The organism is Rossellomorea marisflavi, from assembly GCF_001274775.1.
In the GTDB taxonomy this organism is placed as follows: Bacteria; Bacillota; Bacilli; order Bacillales; family Bacillaceae_B; genus Rossellomorea; species Rossellomorea marisflavi.
Window position 1 is genome coordinate 1044756 of record NZ_LGUE01000001.1, and the last position, 15381, is coordinate 1060136.

18 protein-coding genes are annotated in these 15381 nt (G+C 46.6%); 2 read left to right on the plus strand and 16 right to left on the minus strand.

Annotation, left to right across the window (positions count from 1 at the left end):
- Nucleotides 1-38 precede the first annotated feature (38 nt).
- The 6 genes from AF331_RS05290 to AF331_RS05315 form a co-directional block, all read right to left on the minus strand.
- Nucleotides 39-257: a hypothetical protein gene (locus AF331_RS05290; protein ID WP_053427092.1), complete on the minus strand. Its 219-nt coding sequence runs from the start codon at nucleotides 255-257 to the stop codon at nucleotides 39-41.
- Entirely contained in the window at nucleotides 241-1146 is a 906-nt protein-coding gene (locus tag AF331_RS05295; RefSeq protein WP_053427093.1) for an alpha/beta fold hydrolase, read from the minus strand. The genes AF331_RS05290 and AF331_RS05295 overlap by 17 nt, the downstream gene beginning before the upstream one ends.
- On the minus strand, nucleotides 1143-1793 hold the full coding sequence (locus tag AF331_RS05300; protein WP_053427094.1) for a class I SAM-dependent methyltransferase: 651 nt from the start codon (nucleotides 1791-1793) through the stop codon (nucleotides 1143-1145). The genes AF331_RS05295 and AF331_RS05300 overlap by 4 nt, the downstream gene beginning before the upstream one ends.
- A complete protein-coding gene (locus AF331_RS05305; RefSeq protein WP_053427095.1) occupies nucleotides 1790-3571 on the minus strand; it encodes an ATP-binding protein in 1782 nt (593 codons plus the stop codon). The genes AF331_RS05300 and AF331_RS05305 overlap by 4 nt, the downstream gene beginning before the upstream one ends.
- A gap of 37 nt (nucleotides 3572-3608) precedes the next feature.
- Nucleotides 3609-4082, minus strand: coding sequence for a GNAT family N-acetyltransferase (locus tag AF331_RS05310; RefSeq protein WP_053427096.1), 474 nt, complete (start codon nucleotides 4080-4082; stop codon nucleotides 3609-3611).
- Between the two features lie 230 nt (nucleotides 4083-4312).
- Nucleotides 4313-5398 carry a citrate synthase/methylcitrate synthase gene (locus AF331_RS05315; protein WP_053427097.1) on the minus strand — a complete coding sequence of 362 codons (1086 nt, stop codon included), beginning with the start codon at nucleotides 5396-5398 and terminating at the stop codon, nucleotides 4313-4315.
- A 111-nt stretch (nucleotides 5399-5509) separates the two neighbouring features.
- Here AF331_RS05315 and AF331_RS05320 point away from each other — a divergent pair, with 111 nt between their 5' ends.
- The gene (locus tag AF331_RS05320) at nucleotides 5510-6388 is read left to right on the plus strand and encodes a LysR family transcriptional regulator (RefSeq protein WP_053427098.1); all 879 of its coding nucleotides are present in this window, start codon (nucleotides 5510-5512) and stop codon (nucleotides 6386-6388) included.
- Nucleotides 6389-6408: 20 nt separating this feature from the next.
- Here the strand turns inward: AF331_RS05320 and AF331_RS05325 are convergent, their stop codons facing one another.
- From AF331_RS05325 to AF331_RS05350, 6 genes are all read right to left on the minus strand, one after another.
- Nucleotides 6409-6879: an 8-oxo-dGTP diphosphatase gene (locus AF331_RS05325; protein ID WP_152915541.1), complete on the minus strand. Its 471-nt coding sequence runs from the start codon at nucleotides 6877-6879 to the stop codon at nucleotides 6409-6411.
- Entirely contained in the window at nucleotides 6876-7232 is a 357-nt protein-coding gene (locus AF331_RS05330; protein ID WP_159641994.1) for a n-acetylglutamate synthase, read from the minus strand. Before AF331_RS05330 ends, AF331_RS05325 begins: the two co-directional genes overlap by 4 nt.
- 486 nt (nucleotides 7233-7718) lie before the next feature.
- Nucleotides 7719-8039 (minus strand): hypothetical protein, encoded by a 321-nt coding sequence (locus AF331_RS05335; protein ID WP_053427099.1) that lies wholly within the window; start codon nucleotides 8037-8039, stop codon nucleotides 7719-7721.
- A gap of 142 nt (nucleotides 8040-8181) precedes the next feature.
- The gene (locus AF331_RS05340; RefSeq protein WP_053427100.1) at nucleotides 8182-8442 is read right to left on the minus strand and encodes a hypothetical protein; all 261 of its coding nucleotides are present in this window, start codon (nucleotides 8440-8442) and stop codon (nucleotides 8182-8184) included.
- Between the two features lie 79 nt (nucleotides 8443-8521).
- Entirely contained in the window at nucleotides 8522-9130 is a 609-nt protein-coding gene (locus AF331_RS05345; protein WP_053427101.1) for a DedA family protein, read from the minus strand.
- A gap of 116 nt (nucleotides 9131-9246) precedes the next feature.
- Nucleotides 9247-9843 (minus strand): TetR/AcrR family transcriptional regulator, encoded by a 597-nt coding sequence (locus AF331_RS05350; RefSeq protein WP_235576318.1) that lies wholly within the window; start codon nucleotides 9841-9843, stop codon nucleotides 9247-9249.
- A 128-nt stretch (nucleotides 9844-9971) separates the two neighbouring features.
- On the opposite strand from AF331_RS05350, the gene cyoE reads away from it, so the two are divergent.
- Nucleotides 9972-10883 carry a heme o synthase gene (cyoE, locus tag AF331_RS05355; RefSeq protein WP_053427103.1) on the plus strand — a complete coding sequence of 304 codons (912 nt, stop codon included), beginning with the start codon at nucleotides 9972-9974 and terminating at the stop codon, nucleotides 10881-10883.
- A 336-nt stretch (nucleotides 10884-11219) separates the two neighbouring features.
- Here cyoE and AF331_RS05360 read toward each other — a convergent pair whose 3' ends face one another.
- Genes AF331_RS05360 through AF331_RS05375 form a run of 4 tightly spaced genes read right to left on the minus strand, consistent with a single transcriptional unit; the run spans nucleotide 11220 to nucleotide 15366 of the window.
- Nucleotides 11220-12572: a GntP family permease gene (locus tag AF331_RS05360; RefSeq protein WP_053427104.1), complete on the minus strand. Its 1353-nt coding sequence runs from the start codon at nucleotides 12570-12572 to the stop codon at nucleotides 11220-11222.
- 35 nt (nucleotides 12573-12607) lie between these two features.
- Nucleotides 12608-13756: a galactonate dehydratase gene (dgoD, locus tag AF331_RS05365; protein ID WP_053427105.1), complete on the minus strand. Its 1149-nt coding sequence runs from the start codon at nucleotides 13754-13756 to the stop codon at nucleotides 12608-12610.
- Nucleotides 13753-14391 carry a bifunctional 4-hydroxy-2-oxoglutarate aldolase/2-dehydro-3-deoxy-phosphogluconate aldolase gene (locus tag AF331_RS05370; protein WP_053427798.1) on the minus strand — a complete coding sequence of 213 codons (639 nt, stop codon included), beginning with the start codon at nucleotides 14389-14391 and terminating at the stop codon, nucleotides 13753-13755. Before AF331_RS05370 ends, dgoD begins: the two co-directional genes overlap by 4 nt.
- Nucleotides 14392-14409: 18 nt before the next feature.
- Nucleotides 14410-15366, minus strand: a complete 957-nt coding sequence (locus tag AF331_RS05375) for a sugar kinase (protein ID WP_053427106.1) — start codon at nucleotides 15364-15366, stop codon at nucleotides 14410-14412.
- Nucleotides 15367-15381: the final 15 nt, after the last annotated feature.

A 15381-nucleotide genomic window follows, 5' to 3' on the forward strand; every position in this document is an offset into this window, starting at 1 on the left:
CAGCCCCTTGAAGCGGTCCATCTTCCATAACCGCTCATTTATCGGCAAGCTAGCCTGACTTGTTCCGTTACATCTTCATCTCCGTCCAGATATACGCTGACAATTTCCGTTTCTCTGTATCCGGTATCCATCTTGATCTGATTGATCCATCGGCAAACCAGTAACGGGACATCCGGTCGCTTCCTCACCTCAAATTCCCCGCCTTTTCTCATATGTGTCCCATCAATGGACAAAACGAGATCAACCAGCACCTTCATTTACCTGCACCTTCTCCGCTATATGATGAAAGGCTTCCACGACGACATCGGGCCGATCAAGATGAACGGCATGTCCTGATTCTTCCGCTATGATGAACCGACTGTCGTCAGTCAGCTCTGACTGTTCATACATCAGCTTTTCCCAAAGGGTTTCAAATATTCTTTTCTCCCACTCAGGGAGTCCATCTTCCTGCCGGATGACATATTCTTTATCACGGGCAATGACGGTCAACGGAATTTGCGGGAATCCAGGACCATTTTTCATAATCATCGCATCTTCCTTCCACCATGTGACCTCTGAGTACATGGCCGCATACATGATGGGATTCCACTGGAAATCTTGGAGCTTTTCATTCAGTAAGGTGGGCAGGCCAGGAACACAACCGGGGGCAATAAGGTCCTTAAGTTCTTCAGAGGTTTTCTCACTATAGATGCGGCAGGTTTCGAGCCATGCAGCATCATCGTCTGCGTCCATCACAGGGAGCATGAGGGCATCCAGTCGGTGAAGGTTGACCGATGTTGAATCCACGAGAAGAAGCGCCTTGATCATGAGGGGGTGCGAGCGGGCGAAATGCTGGGCACATAAGCCTCCATAAGAATGTCCGATGAGCACTACAGGCTCATGGACCGAAAGCAAAGGAAGCAGCTCAGCCAGTTCTTCAGTCAGGGCTCCGGTCCTTCGGATCGCCTCACCTAATTCACTCTTACCAAGACCGGGACGATGAAATAGAATGACACGATGCTGTACAGAGAGAGCGTGTACAACAGCATGCCATTCCCAAATAGACGAATTCATGCCAGTCAAGATGATCACCGGAGGTCCTTCTCCCATTTCCCATACTTCCATAGCTGCACCCCGGACCTTCACGGAGCGGATCTGTTCTTTCATCCTGCTTGCTTCCTGACCAGCATCTCAATGATGCCATGATGATGGGGCTCTCCGTGTGTAAGATCCAGTCGGTAGGATTCAGTCACCACTAGCACTTCAAAACCTGTGAAATAATCAAGGAGTGAATCCAAGGTGAAGAAATGAATGTACGTATCATTCTTCTCTCTATAGAAGGTACCTTGATCTACTTTTTTCGCCATCTTCTCATTTCTGGCATATGCAGGATCGTTTCGATTGAAGGCTTGAATATAGATCATGCCCCCCACAACAAGGCCACTGATCGCCTTTTGAATGATTCGTTGGATCTCATCTGGATGGAAGAAGTTCAGTACATTGCTTATGATAATCAGCGAATACGATGAAGAGGGGACGGGAAATTGCGTCATGTCAGCTACGATCGTTTCCATCTCAAATCCCGACTCAATGCAGAGCTCCTGGCAGCGCCTGACCGCTGAGGAAGAATAATCGACACCTGTGACGGGATGCCCTTTAGCAGCGAAATAGTGCGCGTTCCTTCCTTCTCCCATCCCGAGGTCTAAAACGGGATCTCCATCATTGAGGAGAGAACTGTATTCTATTAGGGAACGATCAACCCTATCCCCCCAAAGGTTGTCCGTTTTACGATATGCTTTCTCCCAACTGTTCACACCACTGTGCTCCTACCGTCTGATTCTCCATGAAATACTATACTTTCCTTCGCAACCGGTTCAAGGGTGATGGTGACGACCGTCCCCCATCCGATCTTGCTTTTCACCTTCATTTGTCCACCATAATCCGCGATCAATTTAAAGCAGATCGTCAAACCGATCCCTGTGCCCTTTTCTTTATTGGTATAGTACGGCTCACCGATTCGGGATAGTCGTTCTCTCGCAATACCCCGTCCGTTATCCAGGATGCGGATCCTCGTTTTTCTGTTTTTCTCATCAATCTTGATTTTGATTTTCCCCATTTTCGGGAGTGCTTCAAAACTGTTCTTCAATATATTGATGATCACCTGTTTGAAATGGGATTTCTCGAATCGGGCAAGGTGTCCCTGCTCAAGTGTATGGTAAATGCTGATGCTTTTATTTTGTTCCAAGGCAATGGCCTCGAACAGAAGCTTGATGGTATTGACCTCATGAACAACGGATATGGAGGTGGTACTATCACCGTTTTGCTCCACCTGCGCTTCGGGTTTGGCGAGAAGCAGTAATTCCTTCAAGACCTCATTGATGCGATCGATTTCTTCAAGGACGATATCTTCATACCCTTTTTCTTTCTGGACTTCCTTTGATAATTGTATAAATCCCCTGACGGTGGTCAATGGATTCCGGATTTCATGGGCGATGCTTGCTGCAAGTTCCCCGATGACTTTTGATTTTTCAGAGGCCAGCAACAACCGCTCATTCTCTTTTTGTTTCGAGAAGTCGATCCCATAGAACAGAGTGTGATATTCCTTCTCCGCTTGATCTAATTTTTGGAATCCCCACTGGATATAGTACGATCTCCCCGTTTTATTCACGAATCTCTGCACGTCTTTACGCAATGGGTTGATTGAGTATGGAGGTTCTGCCACTACGCTGAAATCTTCTCCGATGAGTTCATCCTTGCTCACATCCCAGAGCTTTTCAGCAGATTGATTGACCTTGATGATCTGATTCGATTGGTTCATGACGATCAAATAGTTCGGGTTAAGATTCATAATGGCTTCCAAGAGTTCACTCTGTTTCGCCAATCGTGCGTTTGCCTGTTTTACACGCGCTGTCTGCATCTGAAAGAATCCGACGAATAAGAGGATGGCAACCAAAATCGAATTGAAACTTGAAAAGAATAAGGGGAATACACCAAATCCACTTGTCACTCCATTCAAGAATACAAAGAGTGCCCCGATGATCAGTTTTCCATAAAAGAGTTTATAGATCGGATCCTTCATCAAGATGGTGACCCTGAGTAGCAGGAATGTGTGAACGAAAACAAGAAAAATATTAAGGAGGAACGTCCAGTTCAGTGATCCATAGACCGGAAGCCAGTGGGTAGGTGAATATACCCTCCCAGGGGCAACCATATAGGAAGTGACACCATAGTCCGTGAAGTTGATGATGTAGACCAGGATACTGTATCCGATCATGATGCTCAGGCTGGTCCGGTTGATCCATTTCCTGTAGCGTCTCAACTCTTCATGCTCACTTACCAGATAATAAATGAAATAATAGATGATCGGCATGATCAGTATCGGACCGATCCTGAAAAATCTGAACAAGCGATCAATCACCGATTCTGGTAGGAGCCCATCTGCATAGAGGGCTGCAATTTCAAGCTGCCAAGCACCGAGCAGCACCAGGAAGCAGGCTAGGGCGATGGAGACGGTCGTTCTGGAGTAGATGGTCAATGAAATCGAGATGATGAATGGTATGAATGCAATAGCGACTAATAACATATACTCCATGCTTATCCTCCTCCACTAATGGGGTCATTGGATGGTTTCAAAGGTGCTTGCTTAATAGAATCTCATCCCTTATGGGAATTCCGTTTTCCGCTATATATGGAATGGAAGGTTTATGAATTCTCGCTGTTTCAACAGCGTTGCATTTAAGGTCTACTAATTGGAATCCCCTTCGCTGGTAAAACCCGAGTGCATGGAGATTATCATTTGTCGTAATAACAGACAGGGAGAGGCACCCATTGATGCTGGCTTCCTCTTCCACCTTTCCAAGAAGGGACGAACCGATGCCGACTCCTTCACGCAGGCTGTCCAATGAAATGATTTCACACTCTTGATTTCCCATCACGAAGGTGATGAGTCCAAGGATCTCGCTGTCTTCTAAACAAGCAAACCCATCCAAATTGACACAATCATGGATGCCAGTAGAGATGACCATCTCTGTGCCTCCCCAGTGTCTGAGGAAAAAGCCCACACGTTCCTTGACTTTCAGCTCCTTAACAGGTATCACATTCAAGGCACTCACCCCCATTCTTTATATTCGTATAGTGCTCTCTTATAACTTACCATAAATATCCTAAAAATCATGTCTAATTTCATCTTTTTTTGACAAAATGTGTTTTTTGATCATGTTTTCATCCAAATCTGGCATATGTCCGTTCCTTCCGTATCACCCATATGTTTGTCCATCAAAAAGAAGCCCTCCTAATGGAGGACCTTATCTTTATTCCATGGCAGCATCTGGTTCTATACTAGGGTTCCGATGTAATCAGACTGCGGCCGGAATATTGTATTATTTTCGGATTGCTCGAGTACATGGGCCGTCCATCCAACCGCCCTTGCCGCTGTAAACGTCGGAGTGAAAAGATGATCGGGGAGATGGATGGCTCTCATGATTGATGCGGCGTAATACTCCACATTCGTGTATAGCCCCCTGCCCGGTTTCAGTTTCTCAAGAAGGTTCACCGCAATGTCTTCAATTGCAATAGCGAGGTCAAGCTCTTCATTTTCACCGTGGAATTCGAGCAACTTTCCTTTAAGGGCGGTTGCACGGGGGTCACGCGTCTTATAGATCCTGTGACCGAACCCCATCAATTTCTCCCCTTGGGAAATCTTCTTCCGGATCACACTCTCCGCGTTTTCTTCAGTCCCTATCTCCTCCAGAAGAGCGATAACCCCAGTGGGTGCCCCTCCATGAAGGGGGCCTTTCATCGTGCCGATTGCTGAAATGACAGACGAAATCAAATCCGATTCAGTAGATGCCGTCACTCTGGCAGAAAACGTGGAAGCATTCATCCCGTGCTCCATCGTCAGGATCATATAGGTTTCAAGCGCCTGGGAAACAGCATGATCGGGTTCCATGCCGGTAAGCATATAAAGATAGTTTGAAACATGTCCCAATTCATCATGAGGCTTTATGAAAGCTGCCCCTTTCAGATGACGTTCCCTGTAGGCAATGATGGTCGGAATCAGCGCCGTAATCCGTACTGCTTGATCCAGAGTTGGCTTCCATACATATTCTGTACCTCCTTCAGCTGATAGCACGGTTCTTAGTACGCTCATGGGATCCATGTTTACAGGAAGATGTGTAAGAATATCAAGCATAGGTTCAGATAGCGTCCGGTTGGTTTTTAACTCCTCACCCAGATGGTCGGCTTCTTCTGTAGAGGGCATCCTCCCATACCAAAGAAGATAAGCAGCTTCTTCAAATGAACATCTTCCTGTAAGAGTCCGTACATCATGTCCTCTATAGATAAGAAGACCTTTCTCTCCATCAATATGACTGATGGCTGTCTGAGCTGCGACGATTCCTTTCAAACCCGGTTGATACATGCTCTTCACTCCTAACTGGTTATTACTCTCAGTTTATAGTAGAGTATCAATTAAGAACATTATATATATTTAAATGAGTTAATTACTTTTTTTAATCAGGGAGGAATTCTGTTGGAGTTGAGTTGGTTACGGACGTTTATCGTCGCTTCCCAGACACGCAATTTCAGAAAGGCATCTGAACAATTGTATATCTCTCAGCCATCTGTATCGGTCCATATCAAACAGTTGGAAAAAGAGCTGGGTGTGGCCCTTTTTGAACGGAGCAACAAGAAGGTGGCATTGACCGAAGCAGGTCGATACTTTGTGGGGGAAGCCAAAGAGATGGTGAGGGTTCATGAAGATGGATTGAAGAAGATGCGATCCTTCATGCAAGGGTATACCGCTGCATTGAAGATTGCCATCTCTCCTTTGATAGCCGATACCATCCTGCCTGCCGTATTGAAACGATTCATGAACGAATATCCGTACGTTGAAGTGGACGTGAAAATCATCGAGTCCAATGATATTGAACGCGCCGTCATGAACGAAGAAGTTGATATCGGGCTGTCCTGTCTTCCCTCCCTTCATAAAGAGGTGGGAAGCGAAAAACTCTACTCGGACCGGGTCATGCTTGTTGCACCGCATGATGGGAGAGATTTTGAATCCGCCCTTCCCCTCGATGAAGAAGAAGTTCTCCACCATGCGAGGATCCTCACCCATAATCATCCAGGCTATTGGGAGGAACTGTGCGAGATCCTGAAACATTTTTACCCCAACTCCAAGATGATGAAGGTGTCACAGATTCACATTACCAAACGATTCATTACCGAGGGGCTTGGCGTATCGTTTTTGCCGTCTTCCACAGTCAGAAGGGAACTTCTTGAAGGGAGACTGATGGAAATTCCAGTCCATTCTTTTGAACTACCGGAAGCAAATGCATACTCCCTTTGGAAATATCCACATGAAACTCAGCAGCAATTCCTTCAATTCTTGTCCCGCTTCCATTATTAACGTGCTCGTCTTTGACTCCTTCATGTGACAGTTATACTGACATCACCCTCGCAACCTCTGGATTCATCCCATGTCACATGTATCTCGAATGTACCTTTTCTCAACAGGTAAGGGAATCGCCTCCTGATGGAAGCCTGCATAGGGAGTCCTGGAACGTCGGACAGGGCAATCCACGTGGGGATGCCCTCCGCCGGTTTTTTCAAGAGTTCTCCGGTAAACTCAGTCGCAAGATAATTAAAGATGATAAACCTTTCCATTCTCTCAGGGTTGACATACTCATAAATCCCTTTGTATTGCAGGTTCTTTACTTCAAGACCGGTCTCTTCCTTCACCTCGCGGATGGCGGCTTCTGTAAAGGATTCAGGAAACTCTACTTTGCCACCCGGTGGAATGAAGCCTTTAAAATCATCATGCTGCCGGTCGATCAGCAGTACCCGATCTCCGTCCTTGATCAAGCATAGCGTCCAAAACTTCGTATGTACGATGGTCAACGGTCGGTCACCTTGATTTCCCTGATCACAGAATGCCCCTTCGATCTTGCCTCATCCAGCCATTCCCACTCTTCCTTCAGCTCGATTCGGCCATCCTCCAAAACAGCAGGAGTAGAACGGCATATCCCTCCCCGGATGGCTCCATTCACATTCACATGATTGTACCGGAAGTCAAGACACCCATCATCGCCCACCAATCCGATAAGGAAGCCTTTTTGTATATCCCCTCCTTCATAGGAACCTGTCAGAAGATCTCCTTCCTGCCGGTATTTGAAAATGGTGCGTGTCGATACCTCTCCGTTTTCTGAGTTTTCAACAGCTGTAAATATGCGATTATGGTAGTTGATCAACAATCTATTCCTCCTTCGATATGATTTTCACAGTATACCAACGTCTGTTTTATTATTCAATATAATCTGATAATAAAACAGGACACGATTTATGCATTTTCTCTTCCTTATACAAGGGCGCTGGCACGCTCTACTAAAAGTAAACAAAAGATAAAAATCTTTGGAACAAAAAGAGATTGGGAAAAACAAAAAAGGTCCTGACGATCAGTATGGCTTCTTTATACCGCTCATGATTTCCGTGCAAGACTGCGCGCGGGTAGCTCGTGAGCCTCCTCGGCAAGCCTGCGGGGTCTCAAATCAGCCACTCTTCCCTCTGGAGTCTTCGTCTTGCACTCCAATCAACCGCTAGGAACAAGTAAATAGTAATGGTATAGTAATGGTCATGAAACAAATGAAAAACCCGAACTATCTCAGGCAAGATAGTTCGGGTTTTACTATGACTAAAACACTCTTGTCCCAGCCTCTTTTCAAATCTATGAACGTTCATAATCAGCGGCCAAGGTGCTGTCGGATATCTTCCTTCGCCATCTGGACGGCTTCATTGAATGTATTGACATTATTTGATGCCCAGGAATTGTAAAGTTTGATCAAATCGGTGCGATTATATACCTGGCCAGCAAATTCCTGATAGAAATAAATCAACAGTACATTGACGACTTCTTTCGGAAGCAGGTTTCGCTTTTCAATCCCTTTGATCGAGATGATTTCAAGCCCCCTGAGGTCCTCTTTTAAGATTGACCGGGTCATCTCGAATGGATCGGCGCGGTAACAGAGTTCAATCTCTTCTGTGCTTAAATTTTGCAGCTCCATGGCCCCCTGCCCCTTTCTCTAACTATCCCGATTATAACAGATTGATGGGTGGGGGTTCCAACTATAATGTGCAGTTGTAACCTAATTGTAAACGTTTGTTCACCCTTTGTTCATCAAACTCCAAGACCTTGTGATAAGCGTTTCATCTTTTCAGTTTTGCCCTTAAATCCTCTAGTTCTTCAAGAGAAAGAGAAGGAAGAAGATGCTGAATTTCCTTTTCCAATGCTTTCTTGTTTTCCTCCCGGTACTCCTGCCACCACTCTCGGAGTCCCTCCGTATGCTCCATCAGATACTCGAGATCAATTTCTTCCACTTCATCATCAGACAAATACTGAAGGGTGGAAGCGAGCAGCCTCTCAAGTTTCTTGTATTTCCATTCCAAGCTCTCACTCTTTGATGCCATGCATTCATTCCTCCTTATGTGTAGTATAGCCAGCAGGATTCCGTTCCACACAAAAACGACCAGGCCCTGGTCGCAACGTTTACTTCTTCTTGAATCGCTTCATCCACTTGTATGCAAAATAGATCAGTACGAGTGCAATGAGCACATAGGCGACGGAAGAATATACGTCCATATATTGAACGATGCTGTCCCATGAATCTCCAACAGCCGATCCCACCCATACAAGAACGGTATTCCATATCAATGTACCGATAAAGGTGAAGAGGAGGAAGTAGATGAATTTCATCTTTGCAACTCCTGCAGGAATGGAAATGAGACTTCGGATCAACGGCACCATGCGTCCAAGGAGGACGACGCGATACCCATAAAGGTCAAACCATCCATCTGCTTTTCTTATATCTTCCTTTTTGACTCTGAGAATGTGCCCCCATCTATCTACAATCCGTTCAAGTTTGTCTTTTGAGAGTAATACTCCGATCCCATACAGGATGATGGCCCCTGCCACAGAACCTGCAGTAGATGCGAGAATGACGCCCGGAATCGTCATACTGCTCGTTGTCGTCATGAACCCGCCGAACGTCAGGATGATCTCAGATGGGATGGGTGGGAAGATATTTTCTAGTGCCACCAATAAGAAAATCCCAAGGTAACCGTATTGTTCCATGCTTTCAATAATCCACTTTTCCATGTCTGCCTCCGAAGATGGTAGATTCGATTGTTTAGAGAAATGTCACATCCAGATTGCTCTGTCTGTATGTAGAGCTGGTATAATGAATAGTGTTCAATGAGTAGTGACAGCCAATGTTAACAGATCAAGAGATCTTTCAATGTTTTTTCATACAATTTTGATGGAATCTGATCCTGCCGGATGAAGGAGTAGATGGATATCCCATTCTCCAATGATAAGATTGCCCAGGCAAGTTCTTCCGGCGTCAGCTCTTTAGAAGGATACACATCCCCCAGGAGCTTCTTGATGCCTGAAGCAATCTGATCGACCGAGGCTTGGATGAGGTTAGACCACTTTTCCTTTACGGAAGGATCCCTCATGGCGTAAAGTAGGAATTCTATGTTAAGCAAACAGGATGATTGTTCGAGAGTTTTCCGTTTTTCATAGTACTGATTCATAGCTATCACAAAGTCTTCAATGGAAGCCTGTTGCACAAGGATGGATTCGATGTCATTCACGTATCCCTCCATTTGCTGCTGAAGGATTATCAGGAACAGATTCTCCTTTGAATCAAAATGGGCGTAAAAGGCACCTTTGCTATATCCTGCTTTTTCAGAGATTTTGTCTATGGAAGTACCGTGGAAACCCATTTGTGCAAATAGTTCCATTGCTGCACCTAGAAGTGCTTGTCTTGTCTCGTTCCTTCTTTCCTCTTGCGTCATTCTTCTATTCATGATGCCCTCCTGATTTCTTGACAGTTTACGAATATACTATTAATATACCATATAGTATATATATTCTTTTCGGTATGTGCAAACCGAATTACTATCTTCATAGAATCCAGCTAAGTGAGATGATAATAATGAAAACTCAAGAGCACGTTTTACCAACGAAACGCGCATATACTGAGGTCTTGACTCAAACCATCAAGACCGGGATCATCAAGTCCAATTTGATTCCAATGGTCGCCGGATTGACACTGGCGCTTTATACGTTCAATTTGAATTTGATCGAGAATTTGCCTAATATCATTTTGGCCGTTCTTGGGTCTGCCTTGGTGATTGGTGCTGCCGGTGCATTCAACAATCTCTATGACCGGGATATCGACATCCTTATGGAGCGGACTAAGAACCGTCCTACCGTCACCGGTGATATTCAGCCGATTACAGTCCTGTGGATGGCGATCAGCATGGCCCTGGTGGGATTGCTGCTTTTGGCACTTACGACACCTATGGCCGCTCTATTCGGCTTACTCGGCCTCTTCTTCTACGTCGTTCCCTATACGATGTGGAGCAAAAGACGAACAATCTATAATACGGAGATAGGGAGTATTTCCGGAGCCATGCCCGTCCTGATCGGATGGACCGCCGTCCATTCTTCCATCGATCATCCGGCTATCATCAGCCTCTTCGTCATCAGCATGATTTGGCAGATGCCACATTTCTATGCCATCGCAATCAGGAAGCATGATGATTACAAAGCAGCAAATGTACCAATGTTGCCTGTTGTGAAAGGATTCAAGCGTACTGTCATGCAAACGAATGTGTATCTCGTGGTGTTGGCACTGGCCAGTCTCCTTCTCATCCCCGTGAGCATCACCCTCATGACGATCGGACTTGTGCTCAGTGCGGGATGGCTCGTTCTTAGCATCTACGGAAGACGTAAAATGGAACAGCGTCAATGGGCAAATACCATGTTCTTTTATTCTTTACTTCACATGACACTGCTATTCTCAGCTGTCATTGTATTTTCCCTGCTGGGCATCATATTCTAAACGGTAAAGAGGCTGAGACAAATATGTTCTAGTCATAGTAAAACCCGGATCATTTGTTTAATGAACATTAAAATTTCATCGTTTCCAGCGGTTGATCGGAGTGCAAGACGAAGACTCCAGCGGGAAGAGTAGCTGATGTGAGACCCCGCAGGCCTGCCGAGGAGGCTCACGGGCTACCCGCGGAAAGCGTAGTCTTGCACGGAGATCATGAGCGGTATTAAAGGGGCCTCTTTTAGTTTTGTCCCATCCCCTTTTTATTATGGATCCTTAAATGCAGCTTATAACTCAAAAGCCCGGAATCCTGTGTGGTTACAGGATTCCGGGCTTTATTTTCGATTAAACGAAGAAACTGATAAGGAACACTACACCGAATCCTACGAATCCGATGATCGTCTCCATGACGGTCCATGTTTGTAAGGTCTGCTTCTCCGTCAAACCGAAGAAACGATTGACGAGCCAGAATCCTGAATCATTGACATGAGAGAATACGGTCGCTCCGCTCGCAATGGAAATGACAAGTAATCCAAGCATCGGCTGGGACACTTCCACCATTCCAAGGATCGGAGACATCAAGCCCGCTGCCGTGATCATGGCGACGGTGGCGGACCCCTGTGCTACACGGACGAATGCTGAAATAATAAATGCTACGACGACAAGCGGCAGATTGGACGTTGCCATCATTTCACCCAGTACATCCCCTACACCACTATTGATCAAGGTTTGTTTGAACACTCCCCCTGCACCTGTGATGAGGATGATGATCCCAGCAGGTTCCAGGGATTTTGTTGCGATATTCTGAATATCGTCCTTTGAATAACCCCGTTTCGTCCCAAGGAAGTAAAACGTCAATAGCGTTGAGATCGTCAGAGCGATGAACGGATGACCTATAAAAGTAAGAATCGATCTCGCAGTGTTCCCTTCTGGTAAAACCAGTCCCGTCACTGTATTGAGAAGGATCAAGAATAATGGAATCATGATCAGGATGAAAATCATACCGAAGCTTGGAAGATCTTTTTCATTCTTGAACTTTTGGAGCTCTTCCTGATCGATGAAATCCGGTACTTTAACATCGATTTTATTCCCGATGTACCGGCCGAACACAGGTCCTGCCAAAATCATGGCCGGAATACCCGCGAGACATCCGAATAAGATGACCCATCCCAGATCTGCATTGAGGATGGACGCAACTGAAATCGGTCCAGGTGTAGGAGGGACAAAGCTGTGTGTCACAGCAAGTCCCGCCAGCAATGGGATTCCGAAATAAAGCGTCGATTTTTTTGCTTTCTGTGCAAGACTATAAACAATCGGGATCAAAATAACCAGTGCAACATCCAAAAATACGGGAATGGCGACAATGAAGCCGGTCAAACCGAGTGCCCATTGTACTTTGTTCTCCCCGAATTTATTCACCAGTGTAATCGCCAGACGTTCTGCTCCCCCGGAAACCCGGAGCATTTCACCGAACATGGCACCAAGGCCCACAACGACTGCGATGAACCCCAATGTTCCTCCCATACCCTGTTCAATGGAGGCAATGACTTCCTGCAGCTCCATTCCAGATAAGAGTCCGATGAATAAGCTCGATATGAGCAGTGCTACAAATGCCTGAAGCTTTGATTTCATAACTAAAAATAATAGCAGTGCGATTCCTAATACGGTAATAAGTATCAACGTTGTTCCTGAATCCATGTGAATCCCTCCCTTTTGTCAGTCAACCTTTTCCCTTACCATTCCGCGATGGAGCCGTCTTTGTGCCTCCAGATTGGATTATGCCAATCATGCCCTTCGGCCGCCATCTTTCTTACCACCTCTTCGTTCACTTCGATACCTAGCCCGGGTCCTTGAGGGATCTCTACAAATCCTTCTTCATAACGGAACACGTCCTTATCGACGATATAATCCAGCAGATCGCTTCCGACATTATAATGGATGCCGAGGCTCTGCTCTTGGATGACGGCATTATGGGAAGTCGCATCCACTTGGAGACAGGCTGCGAGGGCAATCGGACCCAAAGGACAATGGGGTGCTACCGCTACATCAAAGGCTTCTGCCATGGAAATGATTTTCTTGCACTCCGTGATCCCCCCTGCGTGGGAAAGATCCGGTTGAATGATATCTACATATCCATCCGTCAACAACGGCTTGAATTGCCATCTGGAGAACATTCTCTCTCCTGTGGCGATGGGAATATTCGTATGAGCAGCAATCTCTCGGAGCGCCTCATTGTTTTCAGGCAGGACTGGTTCCTCGATGAACATCGGGCGGAACTGTTCAAGTTCTTTGGCCAGAATCTTGGCCATCGGTTTATGTACTCTTCCGTGGAAATCGATCCCGATGCCGACGTACGGTCCCACGCTTTCCCTGATGGCCGCCACCCTCTCAAGAACCTGATCGATCTTCTGATGGGAATCGATGTATTGAAGCTCCTCGGTACCATTCATCTTGATTGCTTCAAATCCCCGATCCACTACTTCTTTAGCCGCTTTTCCAACATCACTCGGGCGGTCTCCCCCGATCCATGAATACACTTTGATCGAATCACGACAGGCTCCTCCGAGTAATTGATGGACGGGTGCATCGTAAAACTTCCCTTTTATATCCCACAGCGCCTGATCTATGCCCGCAATGGCACTCATCAAAATGGGCCCACCACGATAAAAGCCCGATCGGTACATCATGTTCCAATGATCCTCGATGCGGGCAGGATCCTTTCCAATCAGCGTCTGCATGAGTTCTTCGACAGCAGCTTTGACGGATGCTGCCTTTCCTTCGATCACCGGCTCACCCCAGCCTGTGATTCCCTCGTCTGTTTCGATCTTAAGGAACAACCATCTTGGTGGTACTTGGAATAACTCATATCCTGTTATCTTCATGTTCTTACCCCTCTCATCATGGCCAGTTCCCTGAACCGTTTGGCCTTCATTTCAATTTCGTTTAAGAATGCCTCATCCACACATTCTGTTTTATGCACAAGTGAACTCCCGAGTCCTACGCCGATCGCGCCAGCTTCCAAGAACGTTGCTGCATTTTCTACCGTTACACCACCGGTCGGAAGAAGGCGGACTTGAGGAAGCGGTCCCTGCATATCTTTGATGAATGATGGTCCGAGGGCCGTTGCAGGAAACACCTTAACGATATCTGCCCCTTCTTCAAAAGCCGTCAAGATTTCAGAAGGCGTATACGCCCCAGGGATACTGACTACCCCGTACCGTTTCGCAGTCCGGATCGTTTCGACCTTCAACGTGGGAGATAAAATGAATTTCGCCCCTGCTTCGATTGCTCCCTGTGCAGCGGCACCGTCCAAAACGGTACCGGCTCCGACGGTCATTCCGGACTCATTAGACAACTCCCTGATGGTGCGGAGGGCATCGGGTGAATTCAACGTCACTTCTAAAAGGGTCACGCCTCCTTTTTTCAAAGCGCGGGCAATCTTGACGGCATCCTCTGTACGGTACCCCCTTATAATGGCGATTCCTTTTCCTTCGATAATCTTGTTAAGCGTTTTCATTTTCATCAGCCTTCCTTCTCATCGTTCTATATCTTCCCGATCTCTGCTTAGAAAAGAATGCAAGCGTCGCTCATCCGGCATACCCTCATAGTCGCCACTGACCATGGTGACCATGGCCCCTACTGCGCATCCCATTCTGACGCTCTCCTCTGTCTTCAACCCATGTAACATTCCTGACAGGAATCCCGCTGCGAAGCCATCCCCGGCCCCAACTGGATCGACCACGTTTGTTACAGGATATGGTTCCACTTGAAATGCCTCTCTTCCACGCAGGGCATAGGCGGCACCCCTTGCTCCCTTCTTGACAACGACGAGACCGGTCTGAGGGCTTTTGAATAACCGGTGGGCAATTTCATCCGTTTCCGTTGTCCCGAAGAGGAAATTGCCTTCGGTCCCGCCGATAAGGACGATATCGGAGAGCTCGCATAACGATGTCAAAGTGGTCCTTGCTTCCTCTTCACCCCAGAGTTTCCTTCGGAGATTGGGGTCGAATACCACGCGAACTCCCGATTCCCTGGCTAGTTTAATAGCTTCAAAGATCATCTGGTTACACGTTTCGCTCAGCGCCGGGGTGATCCCGGTAATATAAAGATATTTTGCAGATCGAATGTAGGATGCAGGCAGGTCTGCGGGTTCCATATGGGAAGCTGCCGATCTTGCGCGGAAGTATTGGACCCTGACCTCTCCGCCCCCGATGATTTCTTTGAAAAAGATTCCTGTGTTGTGCTCCTCATCTTTTTTCACATGGGCAGTGTCGATTCCTTCCCCTCGCACCGTAGCGACGATCCTCTCGCCGATTTCATCGTTTCCTACCGCACTGATCCATCCGGTTCGATGCCCTAGACGGCTCAGTCCGATGAGCGTGTTCGTTTCTGCACCTGCCACTTTCGGCTTCAAAGATTCAGCATGTCGAAGTAATCCATTTTCTGCAGGTGTCAATGATAAAAGTGTTTCGCCAATTGCGACAACATCCATTGTTCCAATCCCTTC